Annotated in this window: 17 protein-coding genes; 10 read left to right on the forward strand and 7 right to left on the reverse strand. The window is 73.7% G+C overall.

Features of this window, described 5'->3' with window-relative positions; all coding sequences use genetic code 11:
- Nucleotides 1-5: 5 nt before the first annotated feature.
- On the forward strand, nt 6-1,232 hold the full coding sequence (locus tag EWV39_RS05820) for an alkaline phosphatase family protein (protein ID WP_129657701.1): 1,227 nt from the start codon (nt 6-8) through the stop codon (nt 1,230-1,232).
- Between the two features lie 95 nt (nt 1,233-1,327).
- On the opposite strand, the gene EWV39_RS05825 is transcribed toward EWV39_RS05820, so the two are convergent.
- On the reverse strand, nt 1,328-2,407 hold the full coding sequence (locus tag EWV39_RS05825) for a hypothetical protein (protein WP_129657703.1): 1,080 nt from the start codon (nt 2,405-2,407) through the stop codon (nt 1,328-1,330).
- Nucleotides 2,408-2,451: 44 nt separating this feature from the next.
- A complete protein-coding gene (gene sepH, locus EWV39_RS05830) occupies nt 2,452-3,381 on the reverse strand; it encodes a septation protein SepH (protein ID WP_129657705.1) in 930 nt (309 codons plus the stop codon).
- 266 nt (nt 3,382-3,647) lie between these two features.
- On the opposite strand from sepH, the gene EWV39_RS05835 reads away from it, so the two are divergent.
- Nucleotides 3,648-3,947, forward strand: a complete 300-nt coding sequence (locus EWV39_RS05835; protein WP_129657707.1) for a DUF4193 domain-containing protein — start codon at nt 3,648-3,650, stop codon at nt 3,945-3,947.
- A gap of 108 nt (nt 3,948-4,055) precedes the next feature.
- Here EWV39_RS05835 and EWV39_RS05840 read toward each other — a convergent pair whose 3' ends face one another.
- The gene (locus EWV39_RS05840; RefSeq protein WP_129657709.1) at nt 4,056-4,559 is read right to left on the reverse strand and encodes a DUF3093 domain-containing protein; all 504 of its coding nucleotides are present in this window, start codon (nt 4,557-4,559) and stop codon (nt 4,056-4,058) included.
- Nucleotides 4,560-4,732: 173 nt separating this feature from the next.
- Between EWV39_RS05840 and dut the strand changes: the two genes are divergently transcribed.
- Genes dut through EWV39_RS05860 form a run of 4 tightly spaced genes read left to right on the forward strand, consistent with a single transcriptional unit; the run spans nt 4,733 to nt 7,309 of the window.
- Nucleotides 4,733-5,179 (forward strand): dUTP diphosphatase, encoded by a 447-nt coding sequence (dut, locus tag EWV39_RS05845; RefSeq protein ID WP_129657711.1) that lies wholly within the window; start codon nt 4,733-4,735, stop codon nt 5,177-5,179.
- A gap of 15 nt (nt 5,180-5,194) precedes the next feature.
- Complete coding sequence (locus tag EWV39_RS05850) at nt 5,195-6,118, forward strand: DUF3710 domain-containing protein (protein WP_129657713.1); 924 nt, start codon at nt 5,195-5,197, stop codon at nt 6,116-6,118.
- Entirely contained in the window at nt 6,111-6,569 is a 459-nt protein-coding gene (locus tag EWV39_RS05855; RefSeq protein ID WP_193554691.1) for a hypothetical protein, read from the forward strand. Before EWV39_RS05850 ends, EWV39_RS05855 begins: the two co-directional genes overlap by 8 nt.
- A gap of 20 nt (nt 6,570-6,589) precedes the next feature.
- Nucleotides 6,590-7,309 (forward strand): DUF3159 domain-containing protein, encoded by a 720-nt coding sequence (locus tag EWV39_RS05860; protein WP_129657715.1) that lies wholly within the window; start codon nt 6,590-6,592, stop codon nt 7,307-7,309.
- 129 nt (nt 7,310-7,438) lie between these two features.
- Here the strand turns inward: EWV39_RS05860 and EWV39_RS05865 are convergent, their stop codons facing one another.
- A complete protein-coding gene (locus tag EWV39_RS05865) occupies nt 7,439-8,176 on the reverse strand; it encodes a potassium channel family protein (protein ID WP_129657717.1) in 738 nt (245 codons plus the stop codon).
- A 1-nt stretch (nt 8,177) separates the two neighbouring features.
- On the reverse strand, nt 8,178-8,882 hold the full coding sequence (locus EWV39_RS05870) for a potassium channel family protein (RefSeq protein WP_129657719.1): 705 nt from the start codon (nt 8,880-8,882) through the stop codon (nt 8,178-8,180).
- Nucleotides 8,883-8,993: 111 nt separating this feature from the next.
- Between EWV39_RS05870 and EWV39_RS05875 the strand changes: the two genes are divergently transcribed.
- From EWV39_RS05875 to dxs, 4 genes are all read left to right on the forward strand, one after another.
- On the forward strand, nt 8,994-10,955 hold the full coding sequence (locus EWV39_RS05875) for an APC family permease (RefSeq protein ID WP_129657720.1): 1,962 nt from the start codon (nt 8,994-8,996) through the stop codon (nt 10,953-10,955).
- A complete protein-coding gene (locus tag EWV39_RS05880) occupies nt 10,955-12,472 on the forward strand; it encodes a class I SAM-dependent RNA methyltransferase (RefSeq protein ID WP_129657722.1) in 1,518 nt (505 codons plus the stop codon). Before EWV39_RS05875 ends, EWV39_RS05880 begins: the two co-directional genes overlap by 1 nt.
- A gap of 254 nt (nt 12,473-12,726) precedes the next feature.
- Nucleotides 12,727-15,534: an aconitate hydratase AcnA gene (gene acnA, locus EWV39_RS05885; protein ID WP_129657724.1), complete on the forward strand. Its 2,808-nt coding sequence runs from the start codon at nt 12,727-12,729 to the stop codon at nt 15,532-15,534.
- 122 nt (nt 15,535-15,656) lie between these two features.
- Nucleotides 15,657-17,615: a 1-deoxy-D-xylulose-5-phosphate synthase gene (gene dxs / locus EWV39_RS05890; protein WP_129657726.1), complete on the forward strand. Its 1,959-nt coding sequence runs from the start codon at nt 15,657-15,659 to the stop codon at nt 17,613-17,615.
- Between the two features lie 95 nt (nt 17,616-17,710).
- On the opposite strand, the gene EWV39_RS05895 is transcribed toward dxs, so the two are convergent.
- The gene (locus EWV39_RS05895) at nt 17,711-18,217 is read right to left on the reverse strand and encodes a Rieske (2Fe-2S) protein (RefSeq protein WP_129657728.1); all 507 of its coding nucleotides are present in this window, start codon (nt 18,215-18,217) and stop codon (nt 17,711-17,713) included.
- 45 nt (nt 18,218-18,262) lie between these two features.
- Entirely contained in the window at nt 18,263-20,437 is a 2,175-nt protein-coding gene (locus EWV39_RS05900; protein WP_129657730.1) for a 3-hydroxyacyl-CoA dehydrogenase NAD-binding domain-containing protein, read from the reverse strand.
- Nucleotides 20,438-20,459 lie beyond the last annotated feature (22 nt).

Consider the following 20,459-nt stretch of genomic DNA (forward strand, 5'->3'; position numbering starts at 1 on the left):
GCACCGTGAGCGGCGCACCGGCGGGGGAGCCCACGGACCTGCTCGGGCGGCCCCTGCCCGCCGCACCGCGCTACGGCACCGACTCGGTGGCCGACGTGCTCGTCTCCGCCGCCTCCCGGTTCCGGCCGGTCGCGGACGGGGCCGGGGGCTTCGAGGACCGCCTCGGTCTCTCCGACCGGCTCGCGGCGGCGGGCCTGCCCGCGGGGCCCTACCGGAACGTGTGCGTGGTGCTCGTGGACGGGCTGGGGGAGTCGCTGCTCTCCGGCAGCCTGGGCCACGCGCCCTCGCTGCGGCGCGCGGCGCACCTGGGGACGCTCGACGCCGCGCTGCCCTCTACCACCGCCGCCTCCCTGGCCGCGCTGGGCACGGGGGAGCCGGCGGGGCGCACGGGCATGGTGGGGTACGACGTCGTGGACCCGGAGCGCGGCGTCGTCGTCAACCAGCTCTCCGGCTGGGACCCTCAGGTGGTGCCCGAGCAGTGGCAGCCGCTGCCCACCGTCTTCGAGCGGCTGGAGGGGATCGCCGACCCGGTGACCGTCTCCATGGGCGCCTACGAGGGCTCGCCGCTGACCCGCGCCGCCCTGCGCGGCGGCAGGTTCGAGGCGGCCCGGTCCACGCTCGCCCGCGTCACCCGCGCGACCGACATCCTCTCCACCCGCTCCCCGAACTTCATGTACCTCTACTGGGGCGAGCTGGACCAGGTGGGCCACCGGCACGGCAGCGGCTCGGACCGCTGGCTCGAGGCGCTGGAGGACCTGGACTCGGGCCTGCGCCGCCTGGCGGCGAGGACCGGCGAGGAGACCCTCCTCCTCCTGACGGCGGACCACGGCATGGTCGACGTCGCGCCGGAGGACCGCATCGACTACGGGGCGATGCCCGAGCTGCTCGACGGCGTGCGGCTCACCGCGGGCGAGCCCCGCATGGTCCAGCTGCACCTCGAGGACCCGGGCGACCGGGCCCGCCGCGACCGGCTGGTCCAGGCGTGGGGCGCGGCCTTCGGGGACCGCGCGTGGATCCTCGACCGCGACGAGCTGATCGAGGCCGGGTACTTCGGCGCCGGGATGCGCCCCGGCGTGCGGGAGCGCATCGGAGACCTCATCGTGGCTGCTCACGGGCCGCTGGCCCTGTACGACCTGCGCCGGACCCGGCCCGCGGCCCTGGAGATGGTCGGGCAGCACGGGTCCTGGACCGAGGCGGAGCGCTCGGTCCCGCTGCTGGCTCTGCGGCGCTGAGCCGGGCGGTCCCTGCCGGGGCCGCCTCTGAGACCCTCCGGCGGTCCGGGGCGGGCGAGCCGGCCCCCCGGAGGGTCTCAGGCCGGTCCCAGCCCTCAGCCTCCGGTGCCCGACGGCGCGGGCTGCGCCGGCGCGGCGGTCTCCCCCTGCTGCTGCGATCCCGTCCCCGCCGGGGCGGTCGGGGCGGGGGCCTCGGTGACCGGCGGGGTCTGCGTGGCGGGCGGCGCCTGCGAGGCCGGGGGCTCCGGCGCCCCCGTCTCCGCCGGGGGCTCGGTCTCCTGCGGTTCCTCGGGCTCCGGCTCCTCGCTCTCCTCCGGTTCCGGCTCCTCGGTCTGCTCCGGCTCGGCGGGAGCGGAGGTCTCCTCCGGCTCGTCCTCGGTCTCGCTGGGGGAGGGAGTCGGCTCCGCCTGCTCGGTGGTCGCCTCGGGCGCCGGGGCGGGGGCCTGAGGCTGCTGGGGCGGCACCGCCGGCGCGGGCGCCTGCTCCTCAGGAACGGGGTCCTCGGTCTCCTCGCTCGGGCTCGGCGGAGCGGAGGAGGGCGCGGGAGAGGACGACGTCGGGGAAGCGGAGCTCGACTCGGCGGGCGAGACCGGGGCCGGATCGTCTCCGCCCGCGGTGGCCCAGATCGCGACCGCTCCGGCCCCGACCAGCACGAGCGCGCCGAGGCCCACGCCGGCGCGCGCCAGCCGGCTCCGCGAGCCCTCGGGGGCCTCCTCCTGCTCCTCCCGCGCGGAGAGCGTGGCGAAGGCGGCCCGCGGCGGTGCTGCGTCCTCCCCGTCCTCCTCCCCGGCGGCGGACGACGCCGACGCCGTCGGCAGGGGCTCCGTGCGGGCCTCGGCCGTGATGTCCTGGCCCGTTCCGCCGGCCACGGCGGCGGTTCCGGCGGCCGGGGTCGGCGAGCCGGCGCGGTGCCGCGAGACCGGGCGGCTCCTGCGGGCGCGACGCCGGCGCTCCGCCCGCTCCTCGTCCTCCGTCTCCGCCTCGGAGTCGCCGAAGAGCTCGTCGCCGAGGCTCAGGCCCTCGTCGTCCTCGCCCTCGGACGCGCCGGAGCCGCCCACGTACTCGTAGCCGGGACCCAGCTGCCCGGCGTCGTCCGCGGCGGGATCGCCCTGCGGCCGCGCATGCGGATCCTGCGGCTCGTCAGGAGATCCCTGATCGCGGTGTCTGCGGCCCATGCTCGTCCTCGCGTGCGTCCCGTCGTCGTGCTTCTCGAAGTCTCCTAGTGGCGGTTGCCGAAGAGGATGTCGTCCCAGCTCGGGACGGAGGGGCGCTTGCCGCGGCCCCGTGACTCGGGCTCCTCCGCCCCGTCCGTCCCCTCCTGCGGGGTCTCCTGCTCCGTCTCCTCCTGGGCTGCGCCCTCCTGGGCGAGCCGGTCCGTCAGGTCCTCGACGCGGGCGTCGCTGTGCGGATCCTCACCCACGCGGGTCCCGCGCCGCTCCTCGAGCTCGTCGAGCAGCTCGGCCTCCGTGTCCGGCTCATCCTCGGGCACCGCCTGCAGGGCGGCGCGGTCCTCGGCCGCCTGCTCCGGGCGCTCCCGCTCGAGGGGCCGGCCCAGCAGGAACTCCGCGACGGCGTTGCCGGCCACCACGGTCTGGTTGGCGGGGTTGTAGACGAAGCGCGCGGGGAAGTCGGAGCCCTCGGGGATCTGGTCCAGCGCGGCCCGGGAGTAGTCGACCGAGACCGAGACGTTCCACTGGCCGTCCTCGCGCTGCCACGAGTTCCACTGCGCGTCGCCCTCGGCGAAGTTCCAGCGCTCCCGCACGGCCACGACCTGGTCGTTGAGGCTGAGGCGCTCGAGGCCCTCCTCCCCGGAGAGCGGGTCGACCAGGACGGCCCGGGCCGCCGTGACGATGTGCGCGCGCTCGGCCAGGATCGGCCACTCGTAGCGCTTGACGCGCTCGGGCTTCCAGCCGGACTCGGCCACGATCTCGTCGATCGTGGCGCCCTGGCGGAAGCGCGTCTGGATGTCCCGGGGCCCGAAGACCCCGTTGCCGCTCAGGCCGCGCGCCGGGTGGGCCCGGCGGGCCTTCAGGACGGCGTTGCGCAGAGAGGAGTCGATGACCACCCTGAACCGCTCGCCGCTCTCGGGCGCCTCGAGGACGAGGTGCTCGCCGTCATCGTGGACGCCGACGAATCTCAGCTGCTGCATCAGGTCTCCTTGTCGAATCGACTCGTCGCCCCCTCGCCTGACGGGGGAGACACGCGTGTCACTTGACAGAATACCCGGTGGACTAGCGACTCCAGGAATGCCGTGCGGTCACATAATTCGCTGTGAGAACAATCGGTTGGACAGGCGCGGCCCCTATGGTGAACAATCATCGCGTTACCGGCGCACCGGGGGGCTGAGTCGCGTGACCCGAATACCAGACGGGGGCCTTGCGGCTCTCCACCCAGATCTCTCGAAAGCGAGACACCATGGCAACCGATTACGACGCACCGCGGAAGCAGGACGACGAGGGCAACAACGACTCGATCGAGGAGCTGAAGTCGCATCGCGGCGACCAGCAGTCCAACGTGGTCGACGAGGACGAGAACGCCGCCGCGGAGAGCTTCGAGCTGCCCGGCGCGGACCTCTCCCACGAGGAGCTCTCGGTCGTGGTGCTCCCGGCCCAGCAGGACGAGTTCACCTGCGCCTCCTGCTTTCTGGTGCGCCACCGCTCGCAGATCTCCCGCGAGGAGAACGGCCTCTACTACTGCATCGAGTGCGACGCGTAGGACCGATGCGAGCAGCCGCCGGGTCCCGGCGGCCGCGATGACGAAGGGCCGGCCCGATGGGCCGGCCCTTCGTCATCTGCCGGGGGCGGCGGGGCCCTCCCGGGCGTCTCAGGCGGCGGGCCCGTCCAGCGGGTCCGCGCCGAGCGCCCGAGCCAGCTCCTCGGGGCGGCGGGAGTTGGTGAGCCAGTACGGGGTGGGGTCGGCCGGGTCGGTGATCTGGATGCGCGCGATGGGGGAGACCCACGGGCGGAAGTTCATGAAGGCCCTGCCGTCGGCCTCGGGACCCGCGGCGACGCGGGCGGACTCCCCGCGGAAGACCTCGACCTCGCCCACGAACTCCCGCTCGATGTGCGCCCGGCCGACCTGCAGCGACTCGTCGGTCACCTCCAGCACCGGCGCGAGGGCCCACAGCAGGACGCCCAGCCCGGCCGCCAGCACGACGGCGACCAGGATCGCCACCGGGATGCTGATGGGGGCTCCCACGGCGAAGCAGGCGAGGCCGAACAGCGCGACCAGGACCCACACGCCGGGCGAGGGGACCAGCTTCTCGTGGTAGCGGACGGCGGAGGAGGTGGGGGCGTCGTCGTGCCCCCGGGCAACGGAATCTGACATGCCTCCAGAATCTCACGGATCGGCTCCCGGCGCGCACTCGGCGGGGAAGCGCCCCGGCCCGCCCGCTTCCCCACCCACTGCACCCGCCCACCCACTACAGTTGAGTCGTGGCGGACGCGGCCCTTGCCGTCCCGCCCCGACCCAGATCCCCGACCGCAGGACGTCCCGAACGCATGAACCCGACCCTGACCGTGAAGCTGCAGCAACTCGACGAGGGCATCGAGCCCCCGGCCTACGCCCGCGACGGCGACGCCGGGGCCGACCTGCGCTCCCGCGTCGAGCTCACCCTGGCCCCGGGGGAGCGGGCGCTGGTCCCGACCGGCGTCGCGATCGCCCTGCCGGAGGGTTACGTCGGGCTCGTGCACCCGCGCTCGGGCCTGGCCTCGAAGCACGGCATCACCATCGTCAACGCCCCCGGCACCGTCGACTCGGGGTACCGGGGGGAGCTGATGGTGACGCTGCTCAACACCGACCCCGCCCAGGAGTTCCGGGTGGGGCGCGGCGACCGCATCGCGCAGCTGGTCATCCAGCGCTGCGAGCACGCCCGGTTCGACGTCGTCCCCCGGCTCCCCGAGTCCGAGCGCGGCGGCGACGGCTTTGGCTCGACCGGACATCTCTAGGAGGTAATCACCGTGATGGCATTCGGCAAGCGCAAGAACAGGAAGAAGGACTCCCGGCCCGAGGCGGCCGCGGAGCAGGGCCCGGACTCGGCGGAGGCCGGTCAGGAGGGTGCCCCGGAGGGGCTGGCCGCCGGTGCCGGCTCCACGCCGGAGGCCGCCGGCGTCCCGGCAGCCCAGGAGGGCTCCGAGGGGAGGACCGCCCAGGAGAAGTCTTCCCAGGGTGAGCCTCCCCGGCGCAAGGACCCCGAGGGCGAGGCAGCCCAGGGGAAGGCCTCCCAGGGCCAGGACGCCGAGGAGCAGGACGCCGAGGCCGCGGCCGTGGCCGACCGCGCCTCCCAGGGCCCCTTCGACGCCTCCGAGCGGGACGAGGAGGGCCACTACATCGACCTGGGCGGGCTCATGGTCCGCCCGGCCCCGGACGTGAACATCCGGATCGACGTCGACCAGAAGCGGCAGAACGTCGTCTCCGTGACCTTCCAGCACGAGGGATCCTCGCTGCAGGTCCAGGCCTTCGCGGCGCCCAAGAGCCGCGGCCTCTGGCCCGAGATCCGCACCGAGCTCGCGGAGTCGATCCGCTCCCAGAGCGGGGTCGCCGACGTCACCGACGGGCCGCTGGGCCGCCAGGTGACCGCCAAGGTGCCCGCCGCCCTGCCCAACGGCGGGCGCGGGTTCAAGGTCGCCCGCTTCGTCGGGGTCGACGGCCCGCGCTGGTTCCTGCGCGGGGTGATCTCCGGCGACGCCGCGGTCAAGGAGCGGGCCGCCCGGCCCCTCGAGGACGTCTTCAGGTCGCTGGTGGTGGTGCGCGGCGAGCAGCCCATGGCCCCGCGGGACCTGCTGCCCCTGCGGGTGCCGCAGGACGCCGTGGCCCGGGACGCCCAGGAGGGCGAGGCCGGCCTCGACGTCCCCGAGCGCGGCCCGGAGATCACGCAGATTGGCTGAGGGCCCGCCGGCGGAGGAACGCGGTCCCGCCGCCCGGGCCGCCGTCCGCCGTCTCCGTCCCGCCGCCCGCGGGGAGGCCGGAGCCGGCCCTCCCCGGGCCAGGGTCATCGTGGAGGGCAGGGTCTCCGAGGTCGTCATCCAGCCCTACGACGCGCTGCCTCGCTACGAGGCGCTGCTCGAGGTCTCCGCGAGCCACCGGGCCGCGCCGGCCGAGGGGCGGCGTCCCTCCCGCGCCTCATCCCCTGAGGCCGATGTGCCAGAATGGGACGCGCGCGAGCTGCCGCTGCCGGCGGGGAGCCTGGTCAGGCTCGTCTGGCACGGCCAGCGCGTCGTCCCCGGCGTGGGGGCGGGGACCCGACTGCGCTGCTCGGGGATGCTCACCGGCTCCGGGCCCGACGCCGTGATCTACAATCCGCGGTACGAGATCGTCTCGCGCAACCGTCAGTACTGAGCCGGCGAGGGGAGCTGAGCATGTCCGAACGACCGCCCGAGGAGGGCCCCGCCGAGGACCGCGAGGAGCGGGAGAGCCTCGGGGACAGGATCGCGGCCTCCTACGGCGCCCAGGAGGGCATCCGCCGCGACGCCAACGGGCAGATCGACGTCCTGCACGCCGTCGGCGGCGTCCGCGGGCTGCTCGAGGCCGTGGTGCCCGGCGCCCTCTTCCTCGCGATCTACCTCTCGAGCGGCTCGCTGGCGCTGGCCCTGATCATCGCGGTCGGTCTCGCGCTGGCGGCCTCGGTGCTGCGGCTGCTCCAGCGCGGCAGCGTCATGCAGTCGTTCTCCGGGGCGGTCGGCGTCGTCATCTGCGCCGTCTTCGCCCGGGTCAGCGGCCAGGCGATCGACTACTACGTGCCCGGCCTGTGGCTGAACGCCGCGTACCTGGTGGGCTGCGGGCTCTCGATGGCCCTGCGCTGGCCCTTCGTCGGCATCCTGCTGGGGTTCATCCGCGGCGAGGAGCTGAACTGGCGCAAGCAGCCGGCGCGGATGCGGGCCTACCAGTGGGCCACCGGCTTGTTCGCCGGCATGTTCCTGCTGCGGCTGCTGGTGCAGCTGCCGCTGTACCTGGCGGACAACGTGGCGGGTATCGGGATCGCCCGCATCGTCATGGGCGTGCCCCTGTACGCCCTGATCATCTGGTGGTGCTGGATGATCAGCCGGCCCGCCGCGACCTCGAGCGCCTCGCGGGCCTGAGCGGGAGGGGCGGCCCGGCCACGCCGAGGGCCTGAGAGAGAAGGGCGGCCCGCCCGCCCCGAGCGCCTGAGGGGGGCGGCGGGCCGTCCGGTCTGAGGGCCTGAGCGGGGGCCATCCGGCCCGAGGGCCCTACAGCTCCTGGCCCTGGGCCGTCTCCTCCGCGGCGTCCTCCGGACCCTCCGCCTCCGGGGCATCGCCGCCCCTGCGGTCCTCGCGGTTCATCATCAGCTGCAGCGCCTCCTCGCCGCGCTGGGTGGTGATGAAGAACAGCTCGTCGCCCTCCTCCAGCACGTCGTCGCGGCCCGGGGGGATCGGCAGGCCGTCGCGCAGGATCGCCACCAGGGTTGTCTCCGCGGGCCACGGCACGTCCCCGACGGTCTCGCCCGCCAGCCCGTGCTCCTCCGGCACCGTGTACTCGCTCAGGGTGGCGCCGCCGGCCTGCAGGCTCAGCAGGCGGACGACGTCGCCCACCTCCACCGCCTCCTCGACCAGCGCGGTCATCAGGCGCGGCGTGGAGACCGCGACGTCGACGCCCCACGAGTCGTCGAAGAGCCACTCGTTGCGCGGGTTGTTGACCCGGCCGACGGTGCGCGGCACCCCGAACTCCGAGCGCGCCAGCAGCGAGACCACGAGGTTGGTCTTGTCATCGCCGGTGGCCGCCACGACGACGTCGACCCGGTGGGGCTCCGCGCGCTTGAGCTCGCTGAGCTCGCACGCGTCCCCCACCAGCCACTCGGCCCCGCCCAGCTCGGAGCGCCCGATGGCCTCCGGCTTCCGGTCCATCAGGGCCACCCGATGCCCGTGGCTCAGCAGCTCCCTGGCGATGGAGGAGCCCACCGAACCGGCTCCCACGATCAGCACCCGCACCCTAGCTCCTCTCGGTCTTCACGGTCCGCAGCACGCCGTCGTCCTCGTGGGGAGGGGAGGAGAGGATCCTCGAGATCTCGTCGATCTCCCGGGTGCGCATCATCGCGTGCAGGACGTCGCCCTGCTGGTAGCTCGTGTCCGCCTCGGGGAGCAGGCCCTCGCCGAAGCGCGTGATGTAGGCGATGCGGACCCCGCCCGCCTCCTCGATGTCCTTCAGGGGCCGCCCCGCCCACTCCTCGTGCAGGTGCAGCTCCGCGAGCATGAGGCGGCCGGAGGACTCCCGGTAGTCCCCGGTCAGGCTCTGCTCGGGCAGGATCCGCCGGAGCACCTGGTCGCTGCTCCACCGGACCGCCGCGACCGTGGGGATGCCCAGGCGCTGGTAGAACTCGGCGCGGTGGGGGTCGTTGATCCGCGCCACGACCCGGGTGACCCTGAAGGTCTCGCGCGCGACCCGCGCGGCGAGGATGTTGGAGTTGTCCCCGTTGGAGACGGCCGCGAAGGCGTACGCGCCCTCGATCCCGGCGCGCTCCATGGTGCCGCGGTCGAAGCCGACGCCGGTGACCTTCCGGCCCTGGAAGCCGGCGTCCAGACGGCGGAAGGCCGCCTCGTCCTGGTCGATCACCGCGACCGTGTGCCCGGCCGCCTCGAGCGTGCGGGCGAGCATCGCGCCGACGCGTCCCACGCCCATGATCACGAAATGGGGCACGGTCCCTCCGTTCCTTAGCGCTTCCCGCGCCGGCGAGCCCCGGGCGCAGGCACCAGCCTAGTCCACCGGCCCGGGGTGCCGGCAGCGGGGGGTGAGGTACCCTTGGGCACTGTGCAACCACTCACCGCTCGTGCGCGCCGGGTGCTGCTCGGCGCACCCGAGGAGACGCGGCTGATCCGCGGGCTGACCCTGCCGAAGCGGGCGGCCCTGCCCGTCTTCGGCTCGGACGGGCTCTCGGCGCTGGCCTACGCGCCGGACGAGATCATCATGGTGCTCGCGCTGTCCGGCACGGCGGCGCTGGCCCTCTCGCCCTGGGTCGGGCTCGCCATCGCCGTCACGCTGTTCCTCGTGGTGGGCACGTACCGGTACAACATCACCGAGGTCGCCCGCTCGGGCGGGGACTTCGCCGTGGTGACCGAGCGCCTCGGCCCGGCGGCCGGGACCGCGGCGGGCTCGAGCCTGCTCTTCGACTTCGTCCTGATGGTCGCGGTCTCCGTCTCCAGCGCCTCCACCTACCTGGTGACGCTCATGCCGTTCCTGCAGCCCCACCGGCCCCTCCTGGCCGTCGGGCTCGTGGCCCTGCTGACCCTGGCCTACCTGCGCGGGGCCAGGGTCGCCGGCCGCGTGGCGCCGGTGCCCACGTGGGCATTCGCCGCGCTGCTGGCGCTGACGATCGGCGTCGGCGTCGTCCAGTCCTGGACGGGAGGGCTCGGGGCGGCCCCCAGCGCCGGGTACGAGCTGGTCCCCGCCTCGCCGGAGGAGGACGCCCTGGTCGGCTTCGGCCTGGCCCTCCTGCTGGCCCGGGCGTTCTCCTCGGGGGCGGTCACGCTGACCGGCGTCGAGTCCGTGAGCAACGCGGTGCCCTTCTTCCGGCCCCCGCGCTCCCGCAACGCCGCGACGACGCTGATGATCATCGGCAGCATCTCGGCCGTGGCCCTGCTGGGCGTGCTCTACCTCGCCCACGAGAGCGGCGCCGTGGTGACCATGAGCCCGGCGCAGCTGCTCGTCGACGGCCGCCCCGTCCCCGGGGACTTCCACCAGATGCCCGTGCTGGGCCAGGTCGCGGTCGCCGTGTTCGGCAGCGGGCCCCTGGCCGAGCTGCTGCTGATCAGCACGGCCCTCCTGCTGCTGATCGCGCCGGCGGCGGCGTACATCGGCTTCCCGATCCTCGCCTCCTCCATGGCCGACCGCGGCTACCTGCCCGTGCAGCTGCGGGCGGGGGAGAACCGCTCCGCCTACGCCAGCGGCGCCCTGATGCTCGGGGCAGGGGCGGCCGCCGTCACCGCCGCCTTCGGGGCGGACGTCAACGACCTCATCCAGCTCTACGTGCTGGGCGTGCTGTTCTCGATGTCCCTGACCCAGGCCGCCGTCCTGCGCAGCAGGCACCGGCGGATCCGCCGGGTCACGGACCGCTTCCTGCGCCGGCGCATGCTGCGCGACCAGGCGATCACCACGGCGGGGCTCGCCGCGACCCTGATGGCCCTGGTCATCGTGCTCATCACCAAGATCGGCCAGGGGGCGTGGGTGACGGTGCTCGTGGTGGCCGCCCTGAGCCTGGCCGCCAACGGCATCAAGAGACACTACCGACGCATCGACGAGGAGCTGGCCGTGACCGGACGCCATCAGTACAAGGCCCTGCCCGCCCGGGTGCACGCGATGGTGGTGATCCCGAAGCTGCGGCGCCCGGCCCTCAGGGCGCTGTCCTACGCGCGCGCGACCAGGCCCTCCACCCTGGAGGCCCTGGTGCTCAACGTCGACGACGCGCAGACCCGCGAGATCCGATCCCGCTGGGACGCCTACGAGATCCCCGTGCCGATGACCGTGCTGGAGGCGCCCTACCGGGACCGGATCCGGCCGGTCCTCCAGCACGTGCGGGCCGCGCGCACCCGCTCGCCCCGCGACGTCGTCATCGTGTACCTGCCGGAGTACATCGTGGAGCGGTGGTGGCAGCGGATCCTGCACCGGCGGCAGGGCCGGCGGCTCAGCCGGGCGCTCGCCGAGGAGCCGGGCGTGGTGACCGCCCTGGTGCCGTGGCGGCTGGGCCGGGAGAACGACGACGAGGAGGAGAAGTGATGGGGCCGGGGGACGAGTTCGAGCTGGAGCTGGGGGCGATCGCCCACGGCGGGGCGAGCATCGGCAGGCACGAGGGGCGGGTCGTCTTCGTCCGCCACGGGATCCCCGGGGAGCGGGTCCGGGTGCGGGTCGAGGAGATGGGCCCTCGAGGGCGCTTCGCGACGGCGCGGCTGCTGGAGGTCCTCGAGCCCTCGCCGAGCCGCCGTCCCCATACCTGGCCCGCGGCCGACGCCCTGCTCTGCGAGGATCCGGTGGGCGGCGTCGAGTACGGGCACATGGAGCCCGCGGCCCAGCGCGAGCTGAAGGCCGAGGTGCTGCGCGAGCAGCTGACCCGCCTCGGCGGGCTGGCCGGGCACGACCCGGCGGTGCGCGGCCTCGAGGTCCTCCCCGCGCCGGGGGACGAGGAGGGCGCGGCCGGCTGGCGGACCCGGGTGCACTTCGCCGTGGACGAGTCCGGCCGCCTGGGGATGCACCCCCACCACGGCTCCGCGATCCTCCCCGTCGAGGAGTTCCCGCTGGCCGTGCCCGCGATCAACGGGCTCGGCCTGTGGCGCGGGCGCTGGCCCGGAGCGGAGCGGATCGACGTCGCCGCCCCCGCCGACGGCGGCCGGCCGCTGCTGGTCTTCACCACCCGTCCCGACGTCGAGGTGCCCGCGACGGCCCGGGAGCTGGACGAGGAGCTCGGGCGGATCCTCCCGACCGGGGCCGACGTCTCCGCCGTGGTGCGGCAGGCGGCGGTGCCGGGGCGGGGCCGCGGCGACCGCCCGGATCCGGTGACGCTGCGCGGGCAGGCGCGGGTCGAGGAGACGGTGCCCGACGTCGTCGCCGGCCCGGCGGCGCCCCGCCTGGGGTTCCGCGTCGGCGCCGGGGGCTTCTGGCAGATCCATCGCGCGGCGCCGGAGCTGCTGGCCGCCGAGGTGGCCGCCGCCAGCGGCCTGCGGGCCGGGGAGACCGCGTGGGACCTCTACGGCGGGGCGGGGCTGTTCGCGGCGGTCCTCGCGAGTCAGGTGGGCGCGGAAGGATCCGTCTGGACGGTCGAGGGCTCTCCGGTCACCTCCGCCGACGCCGCGGAGAACCTGCGGCCCGGCGGGACGGCGCGCGGGGCCGCCTCGGCGGGGGCGCGGATCCTCGCGACCCGGGCCGGGGTCGAGAGGGCGCTGGCCGCCCACGCCGGGGGGCGAGCCGGCGGCAGGGCCGGGGCGGCTGCCTCGGGCGCGTCCTCGCGCCGGCGGGGTCGCGGGCACGGCAGGGGAGCGCCGGTGGAGACGCTGCCGGGGCGGCCCGACGTCGTCGTGCTGGATCCCCCGCGGCAGGGAGCCGGGCGGGAGGCGATCGAGGCGATCGCGGCCTGCGGGGCCCGGCGCATCGTCTACGTCGCGTGCGACCCGGCCGCGCTCGGGCGCGACGCCGGCTACCTGCGCGGCCTGGGCTGGGCGCCGCGCTCGGTCCGGGGGCTGGACCTCTACCCGGGCACCCACCACCTCGAGGCGGTCGCGGTCTTCGAGGCGGAGCGCTGAGTCCGCGGTGTGAAGGCGCCCCGGGGCCGGGTTCCCGGGGTTTTCCGCCGCCACACCGGCCCCGACTCGGGATCGTCGGCCGTAAGCGGGTAGACTGCTGGACGAAGGCTTAGTGGCACAGTGTCTCCAAAGGTTTTGCATCACACCTACCTCACTTCGGCGTTCTACACACGACGCGACGGAACAGCTAGGACTCGGCCGGGGGACGCGCTACGACGCCTGAGTAAGAACAGTGGCGAGAGGAGTCCCACGCAATGAGCACTGTGGACAGCTTCGGTTCCAAGGGCGTCCTGGACGTCAACGGCACCGAGTATGAAATTTTCCGGCTGGACAAGGTCGAGGGTTCCGAGAACCTGCCCTTCAGCCTCAAGGTTCTCCTGGAGAACCTCCTGCGCACCGAGGACGGTGCCAACATCACCGACGAGCACATCAAGGCGCTCGCCGGCTGGGATCCGACGGCGGATCCCAGCACCGAGATCCAGTTCACGCCCGCGCGCGTGATCATGCAGGACTTCACCGGAGTCCCCTGCATCGTGGACCTCGCGACCATGCGCGAGGCCGTCAAGGAGCTCGGCGGCGACCCGACCAAGATCAACCCGCTGGCCCCGGCCGAGCTCGTGATCGACCACTCGGTCCAGATCGACTCGTTCGGCAACAGTGACGCGATCGAGCGCAACATGGACATCGAGTACCAGCGCAACGGGGAGCGCTACCAGTTCCTGCGCTGGGGCCAGACCGCGTTCGAGGACTTCAAGGTCGTCCCCCCGGGCATGGGCATCGTGCACCAGGTGAACATCGAGTACCTGGCCCGCACCGTCATGGCCCGCGAGGTCGACGGCGCGCTGCGCGCCTACCCGGACACCCTGGTCGGCACCGACTCCCACACGACCATGGTCAACGGCCTGGGCGTGCTGGGCTGGGGCGTGGGCGGCATCGAGGCCGAGGCCGCGATGCTCGGCCAGCCCGTGTCGATGCTGATCCCCAAGGTCGTCGGCTTCAAGCTGACCGGCAAGATCCCCGCCGGCGCGACCGCGACCGACGTCGTGCTCACCATCACCGAGATGCTGCGCGAGCAGGGCGTGGTCGGCAAGTTCGTCGAGTTCTACGGCGAGGGCGTCACCGAGGTCCCGCTGGCCAACCGCGCGACCATCGGCAACATGAGCCCCGAGTTCGGGTCGACCGCAGCGATGTTCCCCATCGACGAGGTGACTCTCGAGTACCTGCGCCTGACCGGGCGCGACGAGGAACAGGTCGCCCTGGTGGAGAAGTACACCAAGGAGCAGGGCCTGTGGCACGACCCCTCCAAGGAGATCAAGTACTCCGAGTACATGGAGCTGGACCTCTCCACGGTGGTGCCCTCGATCGCCGGGCCGAAGCGTCCGCAGGACCGCATCGCGCTGACCTCCGCGAAGGACCAGTTCCGCCGCGACCTCTCCAACTACGTCGGCGAGGACGGCTGGGAGGCCGGCGAGGAGTCCTTCCCCGCCTCGGACTCCCCCTCGGCCACCGAGACCGCCAAGGAGCGCGAGGAGCAGAAGCCCCGCCACCTCGAGACGGCCGCGAAGAACTCCAACGGCCGGCCCTCGCAGCCGGTGCACGTCTCGATGCCCGACGGGCGCGAGTTCGAGATGGATCACGGCGCGGTGTCGATCGCCTCGATCACCTCCTGCACCAACACCTCCAACCCCTCGGTGATGATGGCCGCCGGCGTGCTGGCGCGCAACGCCGTGGCCAAGGGACTGCAGTCCAAGCCGTGGGTCAAGACCTCCGTGGCGCCGGGCTCCAAGGTCGTGACCGACTACTACGAGAAGGCCGGGCTGCTGCCCGACCTCGAGAAGGTCGGCTTCTACATCGTCGGCTACGGCTGCACGACCTGCATCGGCAACTCCGGCCCGTTGGAGGACGAGGTCTCGAAGGCGATCGCCGAGAAGGACCTCTCCGTCACCTCGGTGCTCTCCGGCAACCGCAACTTCGAGGGCCGGATCAACCCGGACGTCAAGATGAACTACCTGGCCTCGCCGCCGCTGGTCATCGCGTACGCCCTGGCCGGGTCCATGGACTTCGACTTCGAGAAAGACGCCCTGGGCCAGGACCAGGACGGCAACGACGTCTACCTCGCCGACATCTGGCCGGACCCGACCGAGGTCCAGCAGATCATCGACGAGTCGGTCAGCACCGATGCCTACAAGACCGAGTACGGCTCGATCTTCGACGGCGACGAGCGCTGGAAGAACCTGGACACCCCCACGGGCGACACCTTCGAGTGGGACACCGAGTCCACCTACGTGCGCAAGCCCCCGTACTTCGAGGGCATGTCCATGGACATCAGCCCGATCGAGGACATCGAGGGCGCGCGGGTGCTGCTCAAGCTGGGCGACTCGGTCACCACTGACCACATCTCGCCCGCGGGATCGTTCAAGTCGGAGACCCCGGCCGGCCGGTACCTGATCGAGAACGGCGTCGAGCGCAAGGACTTCAACTCCTACGGCTCCCGCCGCGGCAACCACGAGGTCATGATCCGCGGCACCTTCGCCAACATCCGGATCAAGAACGAGCTGCTCGACGGCACGGAGGGCGGCTTCACCCGCGACTTCACCCGCGACGGCGAGGAGACCACGGTGTACGACGCGGCCCAGAACTACGCGGCCGAGGGAACCCCCCTGGTCGTGCTGGGCGGCAAGGAGTACGGCACCGGCTCCTCGCGCGACTGGGCGGCCAAGGGCACCCGTCTGCTGGGCGTCCGGGCAGTCATCACCGAGTCGTTCGAGCGCATCCACCGCTCGAACCTCATCGGCATGGGCGTGCTGCCGCTGCAGTTCCCGGAGGGCGAGTCCCACAAGTCGCTGGGCCTGGACGGGACGGAGACCTTCTCCATCACCGGCGTGACCGAGCTGAACGAGGGGCGCACCCCCAAGACGGTCCACGTGACCGCCACCGCCCAGGACGGCGGCGTCACGGAGTTCGACGCGGTGGTCCGCATCGACACCCCGGGCGAGGCCGAGTACTACCGCCACGGCGGTATTCTGCAGTACGTCCTGCGCAACCTGGTCCGCGGCGAATAGACCGTAGACTTGGTGCGGGAGGCTCCCCGGAGCCTCCCGCACCGCCTCACGGCGGGGGAGCTACCCCGCCTTTTTTGTCGTCTTGACCCGGCCCGGGCGGGGGCTGGTCACTAGGAGTAGATGTGGGAATTCTTGAGAGCATCCAGGAGCCTCGGGACCTGAGGAGCCTGGGCCCGGAGGAGCTGGAGCGGCTGGTCACGGAGATCCGCGAGTTCCTCATCCGCAACGTCTCCGCCACGGGCGGGCACCTCGGCCCCAACCTGGGAGTCATCGAGCTGACCCTGGGCATCCACCGCGTCTTCGACTCGCCCCGCGACTCGATCGTCTTCGACACCGGGCACCAGTCCTACGTCCACAAGCTCGTGACCGGCCGCCAGGACTTCTCGCGGCTGCGCCAGAAGGGCGGCCTCTCCGGCTACCCGGAGCGGGCGGAGTCGGTGCACGACATCGTCCAGTCCTCCCACGCCTCCTCCTCCCTGTCCTGGCTGGACGGGATCTCCCGCGCCCGGCGGCTGATGGGCGAGGACGACCGCTGGGCCGTCGCGGTGGTGGGCGACGGCGCCCTGACCGGCGGCATGACCTGGGAGGCCGTCAACAACATCGCGGCGGACAAGAACCGGCGCGCCGTCATCGTGGTCAACGACAACGGCCGCTCCTACGCCCCCACCGTGGGCGGCTTCGCCAACCACCTGGCGGACATCCAGCAGGGCTTCCAGCAGTCGATGGACAAGGTCCGCACCGACCGCCGCTACGACAGGACGCTGGACCTCATGCGCCGCGGCCTGCACCGGGCGGGGACGCCGGGGGAGATGGTCTACCGCGCCCTGCACGGGATGAAGGCGGGCCTGAAGGACGTCATGGTCCCGCACGGGATCTTCGAGGACGTCGGGATGAAGTACCTCGGCCCCATCGACGGGCACGACCTCGAGGCCCTCGAGTCCGCGCTGACCTCGGCGAAGAACTACGGCGGCCCCGTGATCGTCCACGCCATCACGGAGAAGGGCCACGGCTACGCGCCGGCCCGTGCCGACGACGCCGACCAGTTCCACGCCGTCGGGAAGATCGACCCCCTCACCGGCGAGGCCGCGCCCAAGGGGCCGGGCCGCTCCTGGACCTCGGTGTTCGGCGAGGAGATCGCCCGGATCGCCGGGGAGCGGGAGGACGTCGTCGGGATCACCGGCGCCATGACCATCCCGGTGGGACTGAAGCAGCTGGCCGCCGAGCGCCCGGACCGGGTCATCGACGTCGGCATCGCCGAGCAGCACGCCGTGACGATGTCCGCGGGCCTGGCCTTCGGCGGCATGCACCCGGTGATCGCGCTGTACGCGACCTTCCTGAACCGCGGGTTCGACCAGCTGCTGATGGACGTCGCGCTGCACCGGGCCGGCGTCACCATCGTGCTCGACCGCTCCGGGGTGACCGGGCCGGACGGGCCGAGCCACCACGGCCAGTGGGACCTCGCCCTGCTGCAGATCATCCCGCACCTGCACCTGGCCGCCCCGCGCGACGCCGTCCGCTTGCGCGAGGAGCTCCGGGAGGCCGTCGCGATCTCGGACGCCCCCACCGTGGTGCGCTACCCCAAGGGCAACGTGGGGGAGGACATCGAGGCCGTCGAGCGGCTGCACGACGGTGCCGAGGTCCTGGTGCGCTCCGGCGCGCCCGAGGAGGAGAAGGACGTGCTGATCATCTCGGTCGGCGCGATGGCGGAGCTGTCCCTGGGGATCGCGGATCGGCTGCGGGAGGAGGGAGTGAACGTCACGGTGCTGGACCCGCGATGGGTGATCCCGGTCCCGGGATCGGTCATCGAGCAGGCCGCGGCGCACCGGATCGTCGTGGTGATCGAGGACGGCGTGCGGGCCGGCGGCGTCGGCTCCCGGATCCGGCAGGAGATGCGCTCGGCGGGGGTGGACACGGCCCTCAGCGAGGTGGGTCTTCCCGCCGAGTTCCTGGAGCACGCCTCCCGCCAGGAGGTCCTGGAGGACGCCGGGCTGACCGCGGAGCGCATCACGCGCTCGACGCTGGAGCAGCTCGCAGGGCACCAGGTGCCCTACGCCCGGGCGGCCCGCCCCCGCGCGATCTGAGGGACGCCCTCCGGCAGTGCCCGGCGGAGCACGGTCGCCGGTGGGCGGCCCCGCTCCGGCGGCGCCCTCAGCCGCCGCATGGATCGACGGAGGCCTCAGCCGCCGATGACGAGCCGGCCCCCAGAGACGGAGACCGCGTACTCGGGCAGCGGCTCGGGGGCGGGCCCGCCCTGCACCGAGCCGTCCTCGGGGGAGAACTTCGAGGAGTGGCAGGGGCAGACGATCTCGGATCCCTGCACGTTCAACGTGCAGCCCTGGTGGGTGCACGCTGAGCTGAAGGCCCTGAACTCGCCCTCGGCGGGCTGGGTGAGCATGGCGGTGAACCCCTGCTCGGTGGCCTTCAGCGCGCCCCCGAGCGGGACGTCGGCCGCCGCGGCCAGGTCCACCGGCTCGCCGCCCTCCGGCGCGCCGTCGCCGTCCCCGTCCTCCTCGCTCCCGCCGCAGGCGGCCAGCAGCCCGGCGGAGCCGGCGAGCAGGCCCGCCCCGGCGATGGCGCGGCGCCTGCTGGGCGGGCACCCCCCGCAGTCCTCGGCGGCTCCTGCCGGGCTCTGGCGGGCTCCCCGCGGGGCGGTCTCGGACAGGTCGTGCTCGACGTCGGTCATACGGTCCTCGGCTCGTAGGGACGGACCGCGCCGTGCGTTGCGCCCTCAGCGGCTCCTGCGCCGCTCGAAGGCGCCGACGCGGTCGAGGTAAGGGGTGATGCCGCCGTTGAAGAACGGCCAGCCGGCCCCGAGGATCATGGCCAGGTCGATGTCCTGCCGATCCGGGACCACGCCCTCCTCCAGCATACGAGAGATCTCCGAGGCGAGGGCGTCCTCCAGGTGGCGGCGGAGTGTCGCGGCCGAGGGCGCATCCTCCTCCTCGAGGCCGAATTCCCCGACGACGCCGGCCGCCGGATCGCTCCACCCGCCGCCCCGGCCCGCGAGCGGGCGCACGCCCTCCTCCTCGAGCCGGGACAGCACGGGCGAGAGGTGGAAGCGGTCGCCGTGGTGCGTCCGCAGCGACTCGAGCAGGTGGACGGCGATCGGCAGGCCCACGAGGTCGATCAGCGCCAGCGGGCCCATCGGCAGGCCGAGCGGGGCGTAGGCCTCGTCGATGCGCTCGGGCGGGGCGCCGGCGTCGATCGCCCGGCCCTGCTCCGACAGGACCGCCCCCAGCACGCGGTTGACGACGAAGCCGGAGGAGTCCCGCGCCCCGACCGGCGTCTTGCCCAGGCGCCGGGCGAGCTCGAAGGCCGTGGCCAGCGCCCGGTCCGACGTCGTCCCCGTGCGCACGATCTCCACCAGCGGCATCGCCGCCACCGGGTTGAAGAAGTGGATCCCGACGACGCGCTCCGGGTGCCGCAGCCCCTCGGCCATCTCCGTCACCAGTAGGGAGGAGGTGTTGGTCGCGAGGATGCAGTCCGGCCGGACCACCCGCTCGAGCTCCGCGAAGACCCGCTGCTTGACCCCGATCTCCTCGAACACGGCCTCGATCACGAGGTCGCAGTCCTCGAAGCCCGAGGTCCCGACCCGGCCCGTGACCAGCTCGCCCAGCTGCTCGGACTCGCGCGGGGAGAGCCGTCCCCGCTCCACGCGCTGGGCCAGCTCGCCCCGGATGTGCTCCAGGCCGCGCTCGACCCGCTCGCGGTCGACGTCGCTGATCATCACCGGCACGCGCAGCCGGGTGAGGAAGAGCACGGCCAGCTGGGCCGCCATCAGCCCCGCGCCGACGACGCCCACGCGCCCCACGTGGGCCGGACGGGTCTCGGGCGGGACCATCGAGGGATGCCGCCCGCGCCGCTGCACCAGCTCGAGCATGGCGTAGATCGCGGCGGGCAGCTGCTCCCCGGCCACGAGGCGCCCGAGGGCCTCGACCTGGGCGCGGCGCGAGGCGGCGCGGTCCTGGGTCGGCGAGTCGGCGAAGAGCCGGAGGGCCGCGGCGCAGGCCTCGCTGGCCCCCGAGGTCTTGCGCTCGAAGAGCCGATGGGCCCGCTCCAGGGCCCGGTCCCAGGCCGCCTCGGTCTCCCCGAGCCCGGCGGCCTCGGCCGCGCCGGTGGCCTCGAGGCTCCACAGCGGGGCGTCCGGGTCCAGGGCCCCGGCCCGGTCCACCGCGGTCTGCCCGGCCACGACGCCGGCGAACCAGCCGATCGCCTCCCGGCGGGCGGCGTCGGAGCCGGCGGCGGACTCCGTCAGTGCGTCCACGACGCCGAGCTCGGCCGCCCGCTCCGCCGTCAGCGTCCTGCCGCCGGTGAGCGGGTCCTCGAAGATCACCCCGGCCGCGAGCTCGGGGCCGATCAGGCGCGGCAGCGCGAAGATCCCGCCCCAGCCCGGCACGAGCCCCAGCCGGACCTCGGGGAGCCCGAGGCCGGTGACGCCGGGATGGCTGATCCGGTAGTCCGCGGCCAGCGCGAGCTCCAGGCCTCCGCCGAGCGCGGTGCCGTTGACCCGGGCGCAGGTGGGCACGGGCAGGGCCCGCACGGCTTCGACCACCGCGTGGCCCATCTCGCCCAGCAGCTCCAGCGGCGCCCCGGCCTCGCGCAGGCCGGCGACCAGCGAGAGGTCCGCGCCGGCCGCGAAGACCGGGTCCGTGCCCTCGAGGAGCACGGCGGAGACCTCGCCCGCCTCCGCGTCGCGCCGGGTCTGCTCGAGGGCCTTGAGCAGGGCCAGCAGGGAGCGGGGGCCCAGCGTCTCGGGCCGCCGCTCGACGTCGTTGTGCAGCGTGAGGATCTCGAGCCGGCCCCCGCCGGAGGGGAGGTCCACGACCTCGCGCCGGACGTGCGTCACGGTCTCCTGCGGGCAGAGGTCGGTCAGGGGCGCGTACTGCGCGGCGGGGTCGGTCACGATCGTCCTTTGCGGTCGGGGG

The organism is Rothia halotolerans (assembly GCF_004136635.1).
GTDB classification, from domain to species: Bacteria; Actinomycetota; Actinomycetes; order Actinomycetales; family Micrococcaceae; genus Rothia; species Rothia halotolerans.

Excerpts from the sequence above, each read along its gene's own strand:
- EWV39_RS05880 (WP_129657722.1), top strand. The coding sequence starts at position 10,955 with ATGGGGCCGGGGGACGAGTTCGAGCTGGAGCTGGGGGCGATCGCCCAC.
- EWV39_RS05835 (WP_129657707.1), top strand. The coding sequence starts at position 3,648 with ATGGCAACCGATTACGACGCACCGCGGAAGCAGGACGACGAGGGCAAC.
- EWV39_RS05895 (WP_129657728.1), bottom strand. The coding sequence starts at position 18,217 with ATGACCGACGTCGAGCACGACCTGTCCGAGACCGCCCCGCGGGGAGCC.
- EWV39_RS05825 (WP_129657703.1), bottom strand. The coding sequence starts at position 2,407 with ATGGGCCGCAGACACCGCGATCAGGGATCTCCTGACGAGCCGCAGGAT.
- acnA (WP_129657724.1), top strand. The coding sequence starts at position 12,727 with ATGAGCACTGTGGACAGCTTCGGTTCCAAGGGCGTCCTGGACGTCAAC.
- EWV39_RS05850 (WP_129657713.1), top strand. The coding sequence starts at position 5,195 with ATGGCATTCGGCAAGCGCAAGAACAGGAAGAAGGACTCCCGGCCCGAG.
- EWV39_RS05860 (WP_129657715.1), top strand. The coding sequence starts at position 6,590 with ATGTCCGAACGACCGCCCGAGGAGGGCCCCGCCGAGGACCGCGAGGAG.
- dut (WP_129657711.1), top strand. The coding sequence starts at position 4,733 with ATGAACCCGACCCTGACCGTGAAGCTGCAGCAACTCGACGAGGGCATC.
- EWV39_RS05840 (WP_129657709.1), bottom strand. The coding sequence starts at position 4,559 with ATGTCAGATTCCGTTGCCCGGGGGCACGACGACGCCCCCACCTCCTCC.
- sepH (WP_129657705.1), bottom strand. The coding sequence starts at position 3,381 with ATGCAGCAGCTGAGATTCGTCGGCGTCCACGATGACGGCGAGCACCTC.